At 40.3% G+C, this 17,252-nt stretch carries 16 protein-coding genes; 6 read left to right on the forward strand and 10 right to left on the reverse strand.

Features of this window, described 5'->3' with window-relative positions:
• Positions 1-32: 32 nt before the first annotated feature.
• The 5 genes from secF to V7L07_RS16650 form a co-directional block, all read right to left on the reverse strand.
• Positions 33-1,022, reverse strand: a complete 990-nt coding sequence (secF, locus tag V7L07_RS16630; protein ID WP_335059573.1) for a protein translocase subunit SecF — start codon at positions 1,020-1,022, stop codon at positions 33-35.
• Positions 1,019-2,431: a protein translocase subunit SecD gene (gene secD / locus V7L07_RS16635; protein WP_335059610.1), complete on the reverse strand. Its 1,413-nt coding sequence runs from the start codon at positions 2,429-2,431 to the stop codon at positions 1,019-1,021. Before secD ends, secF begins: the two co-directional genes overlap by 4 nt.
• 183 nt (positions 2,432-2,614) lie before the next feature.
• Positions 2,615-3,598, reverse strand: coding sequence for an alpha-ketoacid dehydrogenase subunit beta (locus V7L07_RS16640; protein WP_334779402.1), 984 nt, complete (start codon positions 3,596-3,598; stop codon positions 2,615-2,617).
• A 319-nt stretch (positions 3,599-3,917) separates the two neighbouring features.
• Entirely contained in the window at positions 3,918-4,541 is a 624-nt protein-coding gene (locus V7L07_RS16645; RefSeq protein WP_335059575.1) for a hypothetical protein, read from the reverse strand.
• A complete protein-coding gene (locus V7L07_RS16650; protein ID WP_179067554.1) occupies positions 4,541-5,176 on the reverse strand; it encodes a ParA family protein in 636 nt (211 codons plus the stop codon). Before V7L07_RS16650 ends, V7L07_RS16645 begins: the two co-directional genes overlap by 1 nt.
• A gap of 236 nt (positions 5,177-5,412) precedes the next feature.
• Between V7L07_RS16650 and V7L07_RS16655 the strand changes: the two genes are divergently transcribed.
• Both V7L07_RS16655 and V7L07_RS16660 read left to right on the forward strand, forming a co-directional pair.
• Positions 5,413-6,804 (forward strand): cytochrome P450, encoded by a 1,392-nt coding sequence (locus V7L07_RS16655; RefSeq protein ID WP_335059612.1) that lies wholly within the window; start codon positions 5,413-5,415, stop codon positions 6,802-6,804.
• A 51-nt stretch (positions 6,805-6,855) separates the two neighbouring features.
• A complete protein-coding gene (locus V7L07_RS16660) occupies positions 6,856-7,305 on the forward strand; it encodes a hypothetical protein (RefSeq protein ID WP_335059577.1) in 450 nt (149 codons plus the stop codon).
• Between the two features lie 14 nt (positions 7,306-7,319).
• Here V7L07_RS16660 and V7L07_RS16665 read toward each other — a convergent pair whose 3' ends face one another.
• Positions 7,320-7,916: an acyltransferase gene (locus V7L07_RS16665; RefSeq protein WP_335059579.1), complete on the reverse strand. Its 597-nt coding sequence runs from the start codon at positions 7,914-7,916 to the stop codon at positions 7,320-7,322.
• A 288-nt stretch (positions 7,917-8,204) separates the two neighbouring features.
• On the opposite strand from V7L07_RS16665, the gene V7L07_RS16670 reads away from it, so the two are divergent.
• A complete protein-coding gene (locus V7L07_RS16670) occupies positions 8,205-8,513 on the forward strand; it encodes a hypothetical protein (protein WP_335059581.1) in 309 nt (102 codons plus the stop codon).
• A gap of 12 nt (positions 8,514-8,525) precedes the next feature.
• Positions 8,526-8,924, forward strand: a complete 399-nt coding sequence (locus V7L07_RS16675) for a hypothetical protein (protein WP_335059583.1) — start codon at positions 8,526-8,528, stop codon at positions 8,922-8,924.
• Positions 8,925-9,081: 157 nt separating this feature from the next.
• Here the strand turns inward: V7L07_RS16675 and V7L07_RS16680 are convergent, their stop codons facing one another.
• Entirely contained in the window at positions 9,082-11,367 is a 2,286-nt protein-coding gene (locus V7L07_RS16680; protein ID WP_335059585.1) for a hypothetical protein, read from the reverse strand.
• A gap of 571 nt (positions 11,368-11,938) precedes the next feature.
• Here V7L07_RS16680 and V7L07_RS16685 point away from each other — a divergent pair.
• A complete protein-coding gene (locus tag V7L07_RS16685; protein ID WP_335059587.1) occupies positions 11,939-13,111 on the forward strand; it encodes a glycosyltransferase family 4 protein in 1,173 nt (390 codons plus the stop codon).
• A 105-nt stretch (positions 13,112-13,216) separates the two neighbouring features.
• Positions 13,217-14,356, forward strand: a complete 1,140-nt coding sequence (locus V7L07_RS16690) for a glycosyltransferase family 4 protein (RefSeq protein WP_335059589.1) — start codon at positions 13,217-13,219, stop codon at positions 14,354-14,356.
• An 81-nt stretch (positions 14,357-14,437) separates the two neighbouring features.
• Here the strand turns inward: V7L07_RS16690 and V7L07_RS16695 are convergent, their stop codons facing one another.
• The 3 genes from V7L07_RS16695 to V7L07_RS16705 form a co-directional block, all read right to left on the reverse strand.
• Positions 14,438-15,901: a protein kinase domain-containing protein gene (locus V7L07_RS16695; RefSeq protein WP_335059592.1), complete on the reverse strand. Its 1,464-nt coding sequence runs from the start codon at positions 15,899-15,901 to the stop codon at positions 14,438-14,440.
• Positions 15,902-15,949: 48 nt separating this feature from the next.
• Positions 15,950-16,498, reverse strand: coding sequence for a GIY-YIG nuclease family protein (locus V7L07_RS16700; RefSeq protein WP_335059594.1), 549 nt, complete (start codon positions 16,496-16,498; stop codon positions 15,950-15,952).
• Positions 16,499-16,571: 73 nt separating this feature from the next.
• Positions 16,572-16,901, reverse strand: coding sequence for a hypothetical protein (locus V7L07_RS16705; RefSeq protein ID WP_335059596.1), 330 nt, complete (start codon positions 16,899-16,901; stop codon positions 16,572-16,574).
• Positions 16,902-17,252: the final 351 nt, after the last annotated feature.

Genomic DNA, 17,252 nt, shown 5'->3' on the forward strand with positions numbered 1-17,252 from the left:
TGCTTTCACCCAATTCTGAAATATACACAAGTTTAACTATCCTGAGAAGTGGGAGAAGTATCAATCGAATCAGGACTGTCTACCACCTGGGATTTACCCCTGTACTCTCGCCACCAGGTAAGCAGCGTACTAGCGATGAAAATACTCGAATAAGCCCCCATCGTGAAGCCAATAATCAAAGCCAGGGAAAAGTTTTTCAGTGTTTCTCCGCCAAATAGAAAGATTGCAGATAATGTCAGTAATACGGTTAAGGTTGTGTTGATTGATCTTGTGAGGGTTTGGTTAACTGCATCATCTACTATTTCGGCAATCGGCTGTTCAGGATGGATTTTAATGGTTTCCCGGATGCGATCGTAAATCACCACTGTGTCGTTGACTGAGAAACCTGTGATGGTCAGTAAGGCGACGATAAACAGGCTATCTACTTCGATACCTGCCACCAAACCCAAAATTGAAAAAGCCCCAATTGTAATCAAGATATCGTGGAATAGGGCAACGATCGCAAACACAGCATAATCTAACTGAAAGCGGAAGCTCATATAGATAGTAATACCGATGAAGGAAACTATCAGAGCTAATACCCCGGATGTAAACAGTTCTTTTCCCAAGGTGGGGCCAACGGAGTCAATCTGGTTTTTTTGCGGGTCAAAAACGCCGATTTCTTGGCTCAAAGCGTTTTGTAACTTGGTACGCTGATCGACAGTCAAATCTTTTGACCGAATTAGTACACCATTTTCTGCACCATTTTCGGAGACAAGTTGGATACTACTATCACCTAGTCCCTGCGCTTTTGCTACTTCCCGGACAGCGTTGATATTAATTGGTTTGTCGCAGTTACCAGGTTTGGTACAATCTCGAACAAACTGCAACCGCGTACCACCGATAAAATCTAAACCGGGGCGTAGGGGTGCGTGAATATTGGGTTGTTGCCAAGAAATCACCATTGAGATGATACCAGCAAGAATGATCGCGGCAGAAATACTCCACCAAAGCGATCGCGATTTGTTTATATGCAGTTTCATGGAGTCACCTCTGCCTTATTCGCTGCTGGCAGGTTTGGACAGAAAAGTTCTGTCTTCCGCAAAGAAGGAATTGAAATTGCCAAAAACAGCAATGTCCGACTACAGGTAATTGCTGTAAACATACTTACAGCTACCCCCAAAGCTAAGGTAAGAGCAAAGCCTTTGACTAAACCAGACCCCAGCCAAAACAGGGCAGCACAAGCAATCCATGTAGTGACGTTGCTATCTAAAATACTAGAAAATGCCCGATAAAAACCAGATTCCACAGAACGATACAGAGATTTACCCGCCCGCAATTCTTCTCGTGTCCTTTCAAAAATTAGCACATTGGCATCAACTGCCATCCCAATACTGAGAATAAAACCAGCAATTCCTGGCAAAGTTAGGGTGACACCTAATAAAGCAAAGGTTGACCAAGTTAAGAGGGAATAAATCACTAGTGATACATCCGCAATTAATCCTGGTAGGCGATAGTAAACCACCATGAATATTAATACTAAAGTCAAACCACCGACCCCAGCATAAATACTGCTTTGAATACTATCTCTACCCAAAGTTGCTCCAACTGTCCGCCTTTCTGCAATTTCTACTGGTACGGGTAATGCGCCACCGCGTAGTTGTACGCCTAAGTCATTGGCTTGTTGGGCGGTAAATCGTCCTGTGATCACGGCAGAACCACCAGTAATACCAGTGGCGGCAAATTCTATACCCACGGTAGGGGCGCTGATCAGTTCATTGTCCAAAAAAACACCAATGCTACGCCCAGTCCCGGCGAGATTTTTCGTTAAATTGGTAAACAGTTCACCACCCTTTTGGTCGAAGCGAATGGCAACATTCCAGTTGTTACCTTGAGTGGGTTCACCATAAGCATCCTTGAGGTATTTGCCAATTAGGGGTGGATTGGTGCTTTCAAACAATTCTGCGATCGCTTGATTATTTTTCTTTAAATCTTCTTGATTCTTGACAATTGCTGCTTTGTCTGCACTCTTTTTCAACTCTTCTTGCTTGGCTTTCAATTCGGCTCTAGATGCTTGAAAAGCAAGTAGTTGAGTTTCTGTATTTGCCTTTTGGGTACGAAATTCTAACTGTGCCGTACCCCCTAGCACCCGTTCAGCTTGCTCTGGATCGTTTACTCCTGGTAGTTGCACCAATATTTTATCTGCACCGACTGTTTGGATCACTGGTTCAGAAACACCCAGACCATTAATCCGGCCTTCGACAACTTTCTTTACACCTTCCAATTCTCGGTCGGTGATTTTGGGAACATCTGCTGATGGTTTCACCTGAATTGTGAGCTGTGAACCTCCGCGCAAATCCAGTCCCAGGGGTATCGGAATTGTTGAAATCACCGTAATCGCGGCGATTATCAGGACTAAAATCAAAATTAATAGCGATCGCTGTCTTTGCATACCATAACTCGCAACTGACAAACGCTATAATAGCGCTCTTTTGAGGAGTTATGAGCAAGTATTGGGTACTGGGGATCGGGGATTGGGTATTGGGTATTGGGTATTGGGTATTGTTATTCTTCTCTTACTCCTCCCCAGTCACCAGTCACCAGTTACCAGTCCCCAGTCCCCAGTCCCCAATCCCTAAACTCGCAACGCTACCATTTTTTGCACGGCTTCTACTATTTGCTCTGGTTGGACAATTGTCAGTCGCTCCAGGTTGCCGTTATAGGGTGTGGGAATATCTTGGGAGGAAAGCCGCAGTACTGGCGCATCTAATTCATCGAATAAGCGATCGTTTATGGAAGCGATAACTTCTGCTCCAATACCCGCAGTTCGCATGGATTCTTCCACAACAATGACTTTATGAGTTTTACGTATTGATGCACCAATGGTATCAAAATCTAATGGTTTGAGAGATATTAAATCGATAACTTCTGGATCGTATCCTTGTTTTTCAAGAGTTTTTACTGCTTGCACCACATGATGGCGCATCCGTGAGTAAGTAATAATTGTCACATCTTTTCCTGGACGGACAATTTCTGCTTTATCCAGAGGTAGTAAGTATTCTTCTTCTGGTAAATCTTCTTTTAAGTTGTAAAGCAGAACGTGTTCAAAGAACAACACTGGATTATCATTGCGGATAGCGGATTTCAGTAGTCCTTTGGCGTTTCTTGGTGTGGAGCAGGCAACAATTTTCAACCCTGGCACAGCTTGAAAGTAAGTTTCTAATCGTTGGGAATGTTCTGCGCCTAGCTGTCTTCCAACACCGCCAGGGCCGCGAATTACCATCGGAATTTTAAAGTTACCGCCAGAGGTATAGCGTAGCATTCCAGCGTTGTTGGCTATTTGGTTGAAGGCGAGCAATAAAAAGCCCATATTCATGCCTTCAATGATGGGACGTAACCCAGTCATTGCTGCTCCCACGGCCATGCCTGTAAAGCTATTTTCAGCGATGGGAGTGTCTAGAACGCGGAGTTCGCCATATTTTTGGTACAGGTCTTTGGTAACTTTATAGGAACCGCCGTAGTGTCCAACATCTTCACCGAGAACGAATACGCTGGAATCACGCGCCATTTCTTCGTCAATGGCTTCCCGTAAGGCGTTGAAGAATAGTGTTTCTGCCATTTAGACCTTTTAGTACGATTATGGTTTTAGAATTTTATCGTGCCGCTGTCGTAAATACAGTGAGCGATCGCACTAGTTAGAGTTTAAGTTATTTAAACGAATCGCCCCAAAGTAGAGCGAGTAATTACCATCAGGTGAATTCCTGTTTGGGCGGAGTCCGCCTGGGCGGACTTAAGTTTGTGTCGCTGCGAGGAGAAATCGCCAAGTATATTTGCTCTAGTACAACACGGCGTAAATAAACCACCTATTTAAAATAGCCAGAAAGCTCACAAAATAAGCATTCTTTTTACTTTTGTCTTTTTACTTTTGCCTTCTTGTACTAGTCAAGTAACCACATCTCATTAGAACTATCAGGATACTCATTTGGTTGATTTTGTGGTTGATTTTGAGCTAGTGTTTCCGATGACCGATGTGATTTCTTGTAGTTAAGTGGATTGTAGTGGTCTTTTACTGGTTTGATCGCACTAGTTTCTTTGACAGCTACAGCGAGTTGAGATTTTTCTTCGGCTGCTTGTTTTAAAGTCTTAATTTCTTCTATAAGCTGGGAATTTGCTTCTGCAAGTTGCAGTGCTGTTTTTTTTGTTTCTTCAAGTTCTTTTGTTAGCTGTTCTAGTAATGATGTTTGCTCTGATGCAAAGGTTTTTTGCTTAGATAACTTTGATTGCAAATCAGTAATTTCTTGTCCTAGAGATGCTTCTTTTTTGTGGCTTGTTTCTAGATTACTTGTCAATTCTTTGACAGTTGCTTCTAAATCAGCCTTAGTAGGACTTGTGCGCTTAGTAGAAGTTGGCTCAAGTGGTTGTCCTAACGATTCTTCATCATCTGAAGCTTGTTCTTCGACAATTTTTTCTGCTGTAACTTCGATCGCAGATTCACCTTCTGGGGGTGTAAATTTTTGTGCCTCTTCTTGTAGTAAGTCAGAGAGACTTTGTTTCCTAGCCATTATTCTTTTCTCCAATCACGCTGTAATTCATCAGCTGCACGGCGGTAGTCTAATTCCGCCTCCCGTGCGTTTCCTCCTCGCCATTGAGTAATCGCTACACCTTCTAGTGCTGCTCGTTCATGAGCTTTATAAGCACGGATAAAGGTATTACAAGTAGGAATACCTAAGCGAGTGAGAGTGTTTTTTGCTTCTTGCGCTTCCCCAAGACTGCGCGTATCGACTTTGGTAAGCAATACCCGATGGGGGGTTCCCACGGGGATGACGGCTTCCTTGACTGTTTCCACGAGGATTGCTAAATCCATTGCGGCTGGGGGTGTAGGCAAAACTAGATAATTTGCGATCGCAACTACCGCCACTAATGCTTCAGAGCGTAGGGCGGGAGGTGTATCCACCACTACTAAATCGTAACCTGTTATCTTTCCTAAATCACTTAAAAGTGTAGGATCAGTTTCTTGAGATAAATCAAATCCCATTCCCTGTTGACTGCGCCCAAACCACCAACTAGCAGAACCTTGAATATCTGCGTCAATCAACAGCACCTTTTTTTTCTTCGCAAAGTTTGCAGCCAGATTGACTGCGGTAGTCGTTTTACCGACTCCTCCTTTACCGTTAAGAATAGCGATGATTTTTGGCACTGTTTGCGTTCCGATGCTGCCTCTTTAGTGCTGAGTTTTGAGTTTTGAGTGCTGAGTTGAGAGAGCCGCGACTAATCGCGTCTGTACAAGAGTTATTATTTCCTCTTTGTTTTCTTTTTCAGCCCCAGTCTCCAGTCCCTAGTCCCCAATGATGAATATACAGCTTTCTGTAACCTATAAGTAACATGAAAACTCGTAACAATAAAATTCAGAAGCAATTAACTCCACAAAGTCCGATGACAACTACTTACAATCTGCCTAATGGGCCTCAAATGCCGCGCTGGCTAAGAATGATCAAGTTTATTAGCCAACCAGTCAAATATGTGGATGATTTTGCCAAAATCTATGGTGACACTTTCACAATCAGGAGTGTTCACTCAGATAACCATCTGGTGTATTTTAGTCAACCCCAAGCACTGGAGCAGATTTTTACTGCTGATTCCAGCCATTTTGAGGTGGGAAGGGGGAATATAGGGCTAAGATTTTTGCTTGGCGATCGCTCCTTTATGTTATCAGATGGCGATCGCCACCAACGGCAACGGCAATTATTAGCTCCACCTTTTCATGGCGAAAGAATGCGGGCTTACGGCGAGGAAATTCGGGAAATCACCCGACAGGTAAGTAATGAATGGCAAATTGGTAAACCTTTTAACATCCGTGAGTCGATGCAAGAAATTACCTTGCGTGTTATTCTGCGGGTTGTATTTGGTTTGAATGATGGACAGCTGTTTGAAGAACTGAGGCGATCGCTAAGTGACTTACTAGACTTCATTAGTTCGCCGATAATGTCTAGCGCCTTCTTCTTCCGGTTCATGCAAAAAGATTTTGGTGCGTGGAGTCCGTGGGGTTGGGTTCTGCAACAACGGCAAAAAATTGATCAACTGATTTATGCTTTACTTCGAGAACGTCGGGCTGAATCTGAACAAAATCGCCAAGATATCCTAAGTTTGATGATGGCGGCTCGTTATGACGATGGTCAAGGAATGTCAGATGAAGAATTACACGACGAGTTAATGACGCTGCTAGTTGCGGGACATGAAACTACCGCTTCCGCATTGACATGGGCTTTTTACTGGATTGATTATTTACCAGAGGTGCGTGAGAAGTTGCTAGAAGAACTCAACACCGTTGGAGTTAACCCCGATTTGAGTAGTGTAGCTAAATTGCCCTATTTGACAGCAGTTTACCAAGAAACATTGCGAATTTATCCAATTGCCATGACTGCTTTCGTGCGGGTTGTGAAAATTCCAATTACAGTTATGGGCTACGAACTGCGAGAGGGAACGGCAATAATCCCCAGTATTTATTTAGCCCATCATCGGGAAGAAGTTTACCCACAATCTAAGCAGTTCAAACCAGAACGCTTTTTAGAAAAACAATATTCACCTTATGAATATTTACCCTTTGGTGGCGGTAATCGCCGCTGTATTGGGATGGCATTTGCTCAGTATGAAATGAAAATCGTCTTGGCAACTATTTTGTCAGAATTTCAATTATCGCTAGTAAATAAACGTCCTGTACGTCCTGTGCGCCGTGGTTTAACTTTAGCTGCACCCGCCGGAATGCGGATGATTGCAACGCCTCAAGTTAAGCGTGCAAATCCAATTGTTGCCTCTAGTTTAAGTTGATTTACTGACGTGAAGCTATGCTGAAAGCAATAACTTTTATTCTCTAACAACATGGGCAGATTAAATAATAGCTGGGATGACTATTGTTTATGCTACCTAGCAGCCCTGGGAACTGATTTAGGTGATGAAACTCTGAAAAGTTTATGGTCTGAGACTAGGCAGCGTTTTTTAAGTGCATCTGAAGAAGATATCAATTGGTTTATACAAGCACTTGCAGATGAACAACGTAAATTGTTTGTTGTCTTCATGTTCAACAAAGTAGCTCAATCTGCTCCCAAGCACCTTAAAGAAGTGCTGTTTTCTCCTATAATCCGTGCTGCTGTGTATGAAAGAAATCCCAGCTTTAATCGTTCATTCGTAGAGCCATGTGTTATTGCTTTCGGTCATCGTCTCGCTAAAACTCATCCTGATAGTTATATTCGTCATCGTATCGAGGTGCAGTTAGGGACAGAAAGTCTACTCCAGCCATTACCCCCGCGAAATTCTAAACATCAAACCTGAAAAATTACCTTGAATTACTCTGAAGGAAGTTGAATCTCTTGCTTGTTAGCGAGTTGTTCATAATGTTCTTTGTCACGGTATTTAATTGTTCTCATCCGTTGATTACCAACAATTGCTAAAGGTTCAATATTCGCACTTACAACTGTACCAGCCGCCACAATTGCACCATCTCCAATGGAAACTCCTGGAACAATTAGAACATTTCCGCCAATCCAAACATTGCGACCGATGACAACAGGTTTATGAATGTAGACATTATGTTCATAAGGCAAATCATTACTTTGATAGTCGTGATTTGCAGAGAGGATAATCACGTTAAATCCAATTGTGGTATTGTCGCCAATTGTGATTCCACCACGACCATCTAATAAGACATCTGGGCCGATATAGACTTTATTTCCCAGAGATACATTTTGCGGATGGTCAATTTTAATATCTCGCTTAAATCGCAAACCAGAGCCACAAAATTTTAATTGACTCTTCAGTTCTTGATGCTTGTAGCGCCTGATTTTGGTTTCTAAGTATTCTCCCCACCCTACTAGACGAGGTACTAACCATTGTTCCAACAGTCGCTCTAATTTATTCGTAATTTTATTTTTGATCTCTTTCATAAAACCTCACGGAAGTTTAGGAACCCTCTGGCTTTCAACCAAGGAGGAAAAATAACGTGGGTACTTTAGCACCCTTCACATTTATTAGTTTTCCCCAATAAGAGTATTTTCTCCCGTGTGAGTAACGTTTCTCTAAAAGTTGGGTGGGGATAGTAGCTTTGTCAAGGTAAACTAAACATTACGAGTTTCGCTCTCGGAGTTTGGATTCTCAAGATACAACTGTTTGGAAAATCAAAGGGACTAAAGAAGTATCCCAAGAATTGGACTACTATATCAGTAGTAAGTTAAATGGAAGCTTTACCCAATAATTGGCAAGATATTCAACCTAATACTGTATATTTTTCAACCAGTGGTCTACTAGTTTCATTTGCAAGTGAACAAATAAAGTTTGCATTAAAATACGATCAAAATGGCAAACATTTAAAAGCCATTGAGAAAGGGCAAGTATCTCCTCGCGGTAATGTGGGGTTAGTGACTTCCCAAGAATCCGGCTACGATTTGAAATCTAAAGTATTAGGGAAAGGTGGCGAACGCCGATTTCATGCACAATTCATTGATGGGATATTACACTTCCCCGGTTTGATAACAGAACATTAAAATCGCATAAATATGACAAAACTCGAATTAAAAAATCATCAAGTTTGGCGAGATTTAAGTGAAATATTAGAAACTTTAGATGCTAATGCTCTTGTTAAACAACATCTAGAACTATCTGATTATAAAATATGCGGCTACTGGGATGAACAAAATAAATATTATGAAACAATTACTTTGCCTCGTACACTAAAAGCAAAATTAGTTAGTAGTTCTATTGGCGTTACCCACAAGGAACGCTTTCTACAACTCAAGTTTTTCCTGATAGATTCTGCTGTTGATGGCACACAGAGGGCAAGTAAAAACGCTCAAAATTTAGGTGAATTGGTTCTTATTTACAATGAAAATTTGGAGTTTATTGATGAAAATTGGCTTTTAGATATCGATTCTTCAATGCTTGAGATAAAACTCTGAAGTCTTGAGTAGACAGCACAAGCTGACAGTTAATCACATTCGTAAACTCGCGGAGTTTTTTCATATCTCACCTGTTGCTTTTTTTAAGTTTCTCACGATCGCAGCTACCCCGACTACCAAACTTATGGCTGTGTTGTATCGCAATTGCTGTAAATACTCAACTCGGTAGCCGATAGATAATCACTTTTCCTTTCCAATTTTCTTCCACAAATACCAGATACTCACCATTGGAACGCCGAAAAGCACGGATACCATAGGGTATATCAATCCAGCCACTCTCGCTGCCAACTTCTGGGCCGGGTTTTAACTTTTGTACTTGCGCTCCCGTTGTGGCATTGTATACGTATACCTCTGCGGTTTTAACTGTCACGGCAAATACATTGTCTCCCGCTACACTCATTGCAGCTGTAGATACTTCCCGCTTACCAGTGCTGTCGTAAGGAATCACAATTCGCCACTTGGGAGTACGATTACCTTGACTCCAATTATCAAAACGGACAATCTCAGATCCAACTACTCCTGTATCGTCACCGAAGGCGGGGTGATCTACTGTAAAACCTGACAAATACATCGTATCTGTTTGAGGGAAATATTCGATCCGCCGTAAGTCGCTAAATATTTTGGGAGTAGCTTGCTTTTCCATCGAACTATAGCTGTAGATGGGGTTGCCTTTAGGATCTATTCCCTGTAAAGGATAGTGTCGAATGCCATCTTCTGTTCGCAAAGCTTTCCAAACATCTCCTTTGCTGTCTACCCACCAGCCACCAAGATGAGGATAATCTTTGCTGCGATCATATTCGTTCTTTTCAAATTTACCATTACCGTTGCGATCGCGCCAGATCCATTCTCCTTGTTCTGGTTGATGCGGTGGCCAATTTCCGTCAAGAAATGGTTTATCTGCACCATTGCTACCGACAAACATTCCGGCTGGTATGGCAACTTGGCCATCTGTGGCTGGATTAAAACGGTATATTTGCAGAAAGCTGCTATACATATCTGTAAGGAACAAAAACGGCTTCCCTTGAATGCGGCGAACAAAAGTGCCATCTGGGGATGTATGCAGCCGTGGATCTTGAGGATATTTGAAAGCATTTAAGGTGTAGGCTTTGTAAGTCCACTGCTTACCAGCAGGCTTACTGTAGTCCATCAAATAGTGTTCTTGTTTGGTGAATAAATCTACACCATCAGTTTTAGGATCGGCATCTGCATTATCGACGAATATCAATCCCAGCGATCGCCATATCAACTTACCCGATGGCGAAAATTTCCGTAAATCTGTTCCTGATTTGTTGAAACCATCACTATTTATATAGATATTACCTGAAGTATCTGTACCGACTCCAGTAAGTCCATAAAGTTTCAAATCTTGAACTTCACCAGGAACTCCTGCATAGATACCACCTTTACTGCCAAAACTACCTGCCTGCACCGGCTGGCTTTTGATGTCATAAATTAACATTTGCTGACGCGGGCCATTTTCTGCCACTAACAGCTTACCTTCACGATCAACTGCGATCGCTGTTGGTTCAACAATATCTGCAATTTGTTGAGGTAATTGCTTACCACTCTGGGAATAATGTAAAATTTTGGCAGGATTCTTACCATTTTTACTTTGGATAATCCACAGATTTTTTTGTGGATCAATAGTTATTGCTCCCGGATTAGCAATAGTAAAGCTGCGGAGTTCCTTCATCGTATCAGTATCATAGACACGAATTCGGTTAGCAGCAAAATCACTCACATACAACTCACTTTCCACAGTTGCTAATCCAGTGACTTCGCTTTTAGTACTGGTAATCAACATACTTTTATCCCAGCCACGTCCATTCGGAAACGGTGCAGGTTTTCCTGACAAGTCATAGCGTCTAACGCAATGCCAAGTTGTTCCTTCCGGTGGGTAATCTTCATTTGTTTTACCCCTCGAACCTTGAGTCATGGCAATGTAAATATATTTACTATTTACTGTTACAGCTTTGCCACCGCCACGACTCCAACCGTGAGTATCTCCAATGGCACCAATAACCTTACCATCCTTATATATTCCTGCCTCCATTCCCGCCTCATCCCAATGACTGTTAGTATAAACTGTGCCATCAGGAGCAACATACATTGCCTCAATATTGTTTTGTACTCGCAGATTACCGCTACCAAAAGTATTACCTATCCACGATGTTTTGTATGCAGGCGTGGGTGTTACAGTATTGTTTTGTACCAGCAGATTTTTATTGTCAGTAATATTATTTATCCATGATGTTTTGTATGTAAGCGTGGGTGTTTTAGTCGTGGCCCAGTCTGTTGTTATTCCCAGGGTAGCAACAATGACTCCAACAGTCAGACTGAGTAAAAAATTGAAAGTTTTACTTCTTTGTAAATATCTCGTATTAGATATTTTCTGGATATGCTGACTGAGCTTTCCTAACTGGAATAATAATTTATTTTTCATATATTTTTAAGCTTTTAATTATTTATATACAATCATTTTTTATAAAATCCGCACGAAACATAACCATTTTTAACTGGATAAAATTCAAGTTATGTAAAGACAGAAAATCTGATAATGCATGAATAAAAAATGAACACACTTAAAAAAAATATTTATATAAACTTCATAAAAACAACATAATTATTCAATTGATCCAATAATATTATTTCATGTATCAATGATTACTTGTTTTTAAATAAAAACAGTCAAAAATAATACAAAATTCTTATAAAATTCTTATAAAATTATTAATTTATAGTGGTTCATCCTTCTCACTGTCTAGCATTAACCTTCCTTGATTAGTTAGTATCATATTTATCATAGTCAGTGTTATCTGGTTAATAAAAACACAATTTTTTATTCCTTGTTGACGTTGATATATAAATAGTTTATAAATTGGTTTTCTACAAGAAACTTTTATTCTTAGTATGTATTTGTAAATTTTAGTAGTTCAAATTGAGATACAACAAGCTGTAGGGGCTACTCATGAATTGCCTCTATTGTTTTAATATATTTTATAGGAGACATCTCGATGGCAGGTAATAAAGAAAGAAGTTTTAATTCTGCATCTGCGTCTATTACCACCCTTGGATTAGGCTGGTTTCCCAAAAGTCCTGGAGGACTAGAAAGATATATTTATGAACTAACTCATAAATTAGCAGCAAATCAAGACCAAATTGAATTATGTGGAGTTGGTTTACCAGAAGATGAACTAAATTCACAAATTAAGCTAACTAACTTGGCTTCTCCTGATAGTGCTATTTGGCAAAGATTATGGTCAATTCGCACTAAGTTTCAGAAAACAAGAACTAGCAAACCAGATGCGATTAATTTGCACTTTGCATTATACAGCTTTCCTCTTTTAGATATTTTACCAAAGGGAGTACCAGTTACTTTTAACTTTCATGGCCCTTGGGCTTCTGAAAGTCAGCAAGAGGTAGTTAATAAAAATCTTAGTCTTTTAATCAAGCACTGGTTAATAGAACAAAACACTTATAATCGCTGCGATCGCTTCATTGTTTTGAGCAAAGCATTTGGTAAAATATTACATCAAAAATATCAAGTACCTTGGAGCAAAATTAATGTTATTCCTGGTGGAGTTGATATTAATTGGTTTCAACCAAATTTATCACCCCAAGAGGCTTGTACAAAGCTAGGCTGGCCTACTAATCGCCGAATTATATTTACATCACGTCGCTTAGTACATCGAACTGGAGTTGACAAATTATTGCAAGCACTAGCTATAATTAAGCCCAGAATACCAGATGTTTGGCTTGCGATCGCAGGTCGTGGTCACATCCAAACTGCACTACAACAACAGGCTACAGAATTAGGACTAGAAGACAACGTTAAATTTTTAGGTTTTCTCCCTGATGAGCAATTACCTATAGCTTACCAAGCTGCTGAATTGACTATAATGCCTAGTCAATCTTTTGAAGGATTTGGATTAGTAATAGTTGAATCTCTAGCCTGTGGTACTCCTGTTTTATGTACTCCAGTTGGGGGAATGCCAGAAATTTTATCAGACTTTTCACCTGATTTAATTACTGCTTCCATAGAAGCCTCAGCTATTGCAGAAAAATTAGAGCAAGTACTTTTGGGGAATATCCCCACACCATCACGAGAAGCCTGTCGCCAGTACGCTACCAAAAACTTTGATTGGAATCAAATTGCCCAGCAAGTGCGAAACGTTCTATTAAATTAAAGAAGTAAAGACGGTCAATTTTATAGAAACGTGTTGGTGTAAAAGGGCGAAGCCCAGTAACATTTCACGTTTCTACTGAATAGTATTATATTATAAGGAAATTTAATGAAAATTCTTTTTTTAGATCAAAGTGGTAAACCAGGCGGTGCCGAATTATGTTTAATAGATATTGCTAAACCTTATGGCGATCGCGCTTTAGTCGGTTTATTTGCAGATGGGCCATTTAAAGATTTACTACAGCAAAATAATATTCCGGTAGAAGTTCTCGCAACTCAAGCAATCCAAGTTCGCAAAGGAAGCAGTTTGCTACAAGGATTCAAAAGTCTCGGACAACTTGCACCTTTGATTACTAAGGTAGTTAAAAAAGCCCGTAAATACGATTTAATCTATGCCAACACCCAAAAAGCATTAGTTGTAGGAGCATTGGCAAGTTTTTTTAGTCGTCGTCCTCTAGTCTATCATTTACATGATATTCTTTCCAAAGAACATTTTAGTCAAACTAATCTTCGCATTGCTATTAATTTAGCTAACCGTTTTGCATCACTAGTAATTGCTAATTCTGAAGCTAGTAAAACAGCCTTTTTGCAAGCAGGAGGAAGGCGAAATATTATTGAAGTTATCTATAATGGCTTTGATCCAAAAACTTATCAAACTGATGAATCTGATATTAATAAATTACAGCGACAGTTAGGATTGCAAGGAAAATTTGTTGTTGGACACTTTAGCCGTCTTGCACCTTGGAAAGGGCAGCATATTTTAATTGATGCCCTTGCTAAATGTCCGCCAGAAGTGACAGTAATTTTAGTTGGTGATGCACTATTTGGCGAACAAGAGTATATCCAAGATTTACACCAACAAGTTACCCAACTGGGACTAGAAAACCGCGTCAAATTTTTAGGATTTCGTTCTGATATTCCCCAGTTAATGGCAGCTTGTAACTTAGTAGCACATACCTCTACTTCTCCAGAACCATTTGGTAGAGTAATTGTTGAGGCAATGCTATGCGGAAAACCTGTGGTTGCAGCCAAAGCTGGGGGTGTAATGGAATTAGTAGAACATGGACTTAATGGTTTTCTCGTGACACCAGGAGAACCCGAAGAACTAGCACAAGTAATTATTACCTGTCTTCAAGAGACGGAAATAACTGCAACTATAGCTAATAATGCCAGAATTACAGCTAGTCTGCGTTTTGATGTTGCAACTATTAATCAGCAAATTGCCCAACTGCTGTCTCACAGATTATAGTAGTTTGCTTCATTAATTTTGAGGGTTTTATTCTATACTTTGGTTATTCTCATTAGTTGCCACTCTCCCCTAATGAAAAATTTACTTCTTAAAATATCTCAAGCCGTTACGGTCTTGATATTTGTTGATATACTCTACATTCTGTTGCTCTAATTTTGACAGCAATTTAGGTGAAAATTCTTCTGGTGAATATATAGGACGATACCAAGATTGGTTATCAAAGTAATTTTGTAATTCAGCAGTGCTAAAACGGCGACCATGAATTGCAAAAATCGAATTTCGCATAATATCTAGTTCAAAACCGTTCTTACCATTCAAATCTGCATCAGTTACAAGTTTTTGGGAAAGCCAGAAATAATTGTTGAGAGTCGTCGTATCAACTGGCGGTATTGATGTAGTTGAGGAAGGTGTAGATTGAATAGGAACAGATGGGGGAGTTGGTGTAAATTTGGGAGTTTCTATCACTGGGCTGGTGATAGTTGAGGGTGTTTCTGTAGGTAATACCGCTTTGTCTGCTATGGGTTGAGAAGATTTTGGTAACACTTGATTAAGAATCACAGATGCACCGATTAGTCCACCTGCAACCAAAGCACCGATGAGAATACCATTTGGTTGATTACTTTGAGGGGTAGGCTGCGGCTTGACAGGTAGCGTCTGAGGCGGCGGTGCAGAGACTACAGTCGGTTGAGTCAAGAGGGGTTGTGTCGGTGGAATTGGATTTGCTATGCTCTGCAAAGTATCTAGCATTGCTCTGGCTGTGGGGTAGCGATCGCGCGGATGATAAGCGATCGCTTTATCAATAACTCCTGCCATAATTGGGCTAACATGACTCGCATACTGTCGCCACACAATTTCACCCGTTTGAGAATCTGTTTCTAGTTGTTGCGCCTGTCTACCAGTCAGCAAATAAATTACCGTCATTCCTAAACTGTATAAATCACTAGAAAATACTGGTCTACCTGCGGCTTGTTCACTCGGCATATAGCCAGGCGTACCAATTACAATCGAACTAGTAGGATTGCCTTGAGAATTTACTACTGTTCCCATCGATTCACGTATAGCGCCAAAATCAATCAGTACTGGTTTACCGTCTCGATGGCGCACAATGATATTATCCGGTTTAATATCGCGGTGAACGATATGCTTAGAGTGAACGTAATCCAGGACAGGTAATAAATTCATGAATAATTCCTGGACAGCGCCTTCACTAAATAGCCCCTGCTTCTGAACTTTTCCAGTTAAGGTATCGCCTTCAACCCATTCTTGAACTAAGTAAAATTGTCCACCTGAAGAGAAGTATGCATATAATCCCGGAATTTGGTCATTTGCCCCACCAAGTTCTTCTAAAATAGCTGCTTCGCGTTGAAACCTCTCTTGCACTAACTGGTAAATTTGGGGATTATTGTGAATCGGTCTTAGTTGTTTAACCACACAAGGGCGCTTTGAAGGCATATAGGTGTCTTCAGCTAGATAGGTTTCACCAAACCCACCAGCGCCCAGTGTGCGGATAACTTGATAGCGATCGTTCAGCAGCTGTATTGTCATAGGAGATTACAAGCAATATTCATAAGATAGTTTTCCCCAAAACTACCTTCATTTCAAATCTAGTAAACCTTCTTCTTTCAATTTAGGATTGAAGCGAATCTGCATTTGCAAACCACGCACTTCTAACAATTGCGTTGAAATTTCTGCTTCTACTCTCCGTGCCACGTTTTTAAGAATTTTTATTTGTGCTAATTCATCATTAGCTGGATTTTGATAACTTGCCTGTTCTTCAGGTGTCATTACAATTTTGACATCAATGGGATGAGTCCATTTTTCCTTATTATCCCCATTACCCCAAGGCACACTGCCATTTTCAGCAATCCAAGCATTTTCAGTATTTTCCAAAACTGTGCGACTAGGACGTTCAATAGTTTGAACTTTTACCCAATAGCATTGCTGTGGCTGACGGACTAAATGCTGCTTAAGGCTGAGATAAACATCACGGGAGTATCCTACAAATTGCAGAACTTTTTCTTGGTCAAAGATAGCATATACACCGATTTTACCCTGAAATTGTTCGGGTAATTGGCCGCGATCGTCAATATAAGGAATGTATTCCAGAGTTGCCAAAGAAGAAAGATTCGTTTCAGGAGCCATACATCAAATATCAAACCTGCTATTTGCCTTCAGAATTGAAAATTGCGAATTAGGAAAAAATTATCTTTAATAATTATTCATTACTCAATTTTTGGTAAATTGCACAAAGGCGGCTGGGTTTAAAAATCTTAGCACTGAACATGAAGTTTGGTGGCACGTTGATGATGGCATATTCATCAGATTCATAGTACTTTTCAAATTCTGCTGGCATTCCTTTCGTGGTAGTTAAGCTGTAAGGAACTGGCTGGAAAAGCAATTCTGTAAATCTAAGTTGCTCACAACCCAACTGTTGACAAATTTGGTTCAAAAAAGCAACGCCTGTCAATAAATTGAATAGAGTTTCTTGAGCTTGTGCTTCAAGAGTGAAACTTCCATCAAAGTTCTGAATGATTTTAAGGGGCATTTTCTGTATTAATAGCTAGTTATTAACGACTAAATGATGATAATAGGATAGGCAACAGAGTCATCCAAATATGCTGGGCAACAAAGCCTACCTTTTTGTGCAGATAAACCTGGTTAAAAATAACCACTTTATAGATCAGCCTATTGGATTATGGGACTTCTGTCAGCTACACGACGAAGCTAGCATCGTTAAGAATTATGAAGTTTAGTAGATTTATTAGTGATAGTTAATTTCTCCCTAATACTGTACTGATAAACTATTCCACATTTAACTTGCAATAGTAATATTGCCCTTATTCTTAACTTTTCTTCCCCATTTAATAATTAACTCTCCTTGATTTAACAGCTTATC

Source organism: Nostoc sp. (assembly GCF_036916985.1).
Taxonomy (GTDB): Bacteria; Cyanobacteriota; Cyanobacteriia; order Cyanobacteriales; family Nostocaceae; genus Nostoc.

Coding starts and splice junctions, on each gene's coding strand:
- V7L07_RS16640 (WP_334779402.1), bottom strand. CDS start 3,598: ATGGCAGAAACACTATTCTTCAACGCCTTACGGGAAGCCATTGACGAA.
- V7L07_RS16690 (WP_335059589.1), top strand. CDS start 13,217: ATGAAAATTCTTTTTTTAGATCAAAGTGGTAAACCAGGCGGTGCCGAA.
- V7L07_RS16680 (WP_335059585.1), bottom strand. CDS start 11,367: ATGAAAAATAAATTATTATTCCAGTTAGGAAAGCTCAGTCAGCATATC.
- V7L07_RS16675 (WP_335059583.1), top strand. CDS start 8,526: ATGACAAAACTCGAATTAAAAAATCATCAAGTTTGGCGAGATTTAAGT.
- secF (WP_335059573.1), bottom strand. CDS start 1,022: ATGAAACTGCATATAAACAAATCGCGATCGCTTTGGTGGAGTATTTCT.
- V7L07_RS16645 (WP_335059575.1), bottom strand. CDS start 4,541: ATGGCTAGGAAACAAAGTCTCTCTGACTTACTACAAGAAGAGGCACAA.
- V7L07_RS16660 (WP_335059577.1), top strand. CDS start 6,856: ATGGGCAGATTAAATAATAGCTGGGATGACTATTGTTTATGCTACCTA.
- secD (WP_335059610.1), bottom strand. CDS start 2,431: ATGCAAAGACAGCGATCGCTATTAATTTTGATTTTAGTCCTGATAATC.
- V7L07_RS16700 (WP_335059594.1), bottom strand. CDS start 16,498: ATGGCTCCTGAAACGAATCTTTCTTCTTTGGCAACTCTGGAATACATT.
- V7L07_RS16655 (WP_335059612.1), top strand. CDS start 5,413: ATGACAACTACTTACAATCTGCCTAATGGGCCTCAAATGCCGCGCTGG.
- V7L07_RS16685 (WP_335059587.1), top strand. CDS start 11,939: ATGGCAGGTAATAAAGAAAGAAGTTTTAATTCTGCATCTGCGTCTATT.
- V7L07_RS16670 (WP_335059581.1), top strand. CDS start 8,205: ATGGAAGCTTTACCCAATAATTGGCAAGATATTCAACCTAATACTGTA.
- V7L07_RS16705 (WP_335059596.1), bottom strand. CDS start 16,901: ATGCCCCTTAAAATCATTCAGAACTTTGATGGAAGTTTCACTCTTGAA.
- V7L07_RS16695 (WP_335059592.1), bottom strand. CDS start 15,901: ATGACAATACAGCTGCTGAACGATCGCTATCAAGTTATCCGCACACTG.
- V7L07_RS16665 (WP_335059579.1), bottom strand. CDS start 7,916: ATGAAAGAGATCAAAAATAAAATTACGAATAAATTAGAGCGACTGTTG.